Here is a 1,480-nt window from a genome sequence, read left to right on the forward strand (position 1 = left end):
CGATGGTACTGCACTCGACAGGGTGTGGGAGAGTAGGACACCGCCGGAACATCATTGCGAAAGGCCCTCCAACTTCGGTTGGAGGGCCTTTTTGCGTTCCCGGACGACTGATTTCGTGAGCACATGGGTAACTCGCCGGGCACGTCCAAGACGCAACTACCGACCAACCGCAGGCCCGATGCAGACTTCCGACGCTGCCAGGCCGTCGGCCGAATTCCGGGGAGGCGGAACTGCTTCCGGGGAGGCGGTACTGTGCTGGGGTGCGCCTCGTCATTGCTCGTTGCCAGGTCGACTACATCGGCCGACTGACCGCTCACCTGCCGATGGCCCGCCGGCTGTTGATGATCAAGGCCGACGGGTCGGTGCTGGTTCATTCCGATGGTGGCTCCTACAAGCCGTTGAACTGGATGAGCCCGCCGTGCTGGCTGGAGGAGCGCGATATCGCCTCGCTGGTACCCGCGGAGCTGCCCAACGGCGTCACGCCGCTGCGGGAGGGTAAGACGGCGCTGCCGGAGAACATCAAGGCGCTGTGGGTGGTGACCAACAAGGCCGGCGAGGAACTGCGCATCACCATCGAGAACATCGAGCACGATTCCTCGCACGAGCTCGGCGTCGATCCCGGTCTGGTGAAGGACGGGGTGGAAGCGCATCTGCAGGAGCTGCTGGCCGAGCACGTGACGAAGCTGGGCGAGGGCTACACCTTGGTGCGGCGCGAGTACATGACCGCCATCGGCCCGGTCGACCTGCTGTGCCGCGACGCCGACGGCGCCACGGTGGCGGTGGAGATCAAGCGCCGCGGTGAGATCGACGGCGTCGAACAGCTCACCCGCTACCTGGAATTGCTCAATCGTGATCCGCTGCTGGCACCGGTGGCCGGGGTGTTCGCCGCCCAGCAGATCAAGCCGCAGGCGCGCATCTTGGCCGAGGACCGGGGAATCCGTTGCCTGACGCTCGATTACGACGAGCTGCGTGGCACGGAGAGCAACGTTTTCCGGTTGTTCTGAGGACTTTGCCGACGATGCCGCGACGCAAGCCACCACGGGGCCGCAGGGGCGCACCGGCACCGATCGGTGACGTGTACGGGCGCACCGAGGAAGGGCCGGGCGAGGAAACCTATATCGTGCGCACGGTGCCGGGCGCACGAGCGGTGAAGACCTATCGCTGCCCGGGCTGTGACCACGAGATCGCGCCGGGGGTGGCCCATATCGTCGCCTGGGCGGCCGACGGCGGCGAGGACGACCGCAGGCACTGGCATCAGGGCTGCTGGAACGGACGCCGCACCCGCGGCATCACCCGCCGCTGGTCCTGACACGGATACGGCGAAAACCGAAGGCCGCCTCGGGGTATCGAGGCGGCCTTCGGTTTTCCGGTGGAGACGATATGTCGTCGCAGGTCCGACGTCAGTTGCTGACGTCTGCGCTCTCGCGGTCCTCGTCGACGATGTCCTCGTCGGCGTCGGCGACCTCGGGGATGGCCTTGG

General features: G+C 66.5%; 2 protein-coding genes. Both read left to right on the top strand.

Going from position 1 to position 1,480, the window contains the following annotated elements; translation table 11 throughout:
* The first annotated feature begins 260 nt into the window (after positions 1 to 260).
* On the top strand, positions 261 to 1,004 hold the full coding sequence (gene nucS, locus ACFXK0_RS29035) for an endonuclease NucS (protein WP_379414273.1): 744 nt from the start codon (positions 261 to 263) through the stop codon (positions 1,002 to 1,004).
* Positions 1,005 to 1,018: 14 nt separating this feature from the next.
* Positions 1,019 to 1,309: an ATP/GTP-binding protein gene (locus tag ACFXK0_RS29040; RefSeq protein WP_379414274.1), complete on the top strand. Its 291-nt coding sequence runs from the start codon at positions 1,019 to 1,021 to the stop codon at positions 1,307 to 1,309.
* Positions 1,310 to 1,480: the final 171 nt, after the last annotated feature.

This window comes from Nocardia sp. NPDC059177, from assembly GCF_042755165.1.
In the GTDB taxonomy this organism is placed as follows: domain Bacteria; phylum Actinomycetota; class Actinomycetes; order Mycobacteriales; family Mycobacteriaceae; genus Nocardia.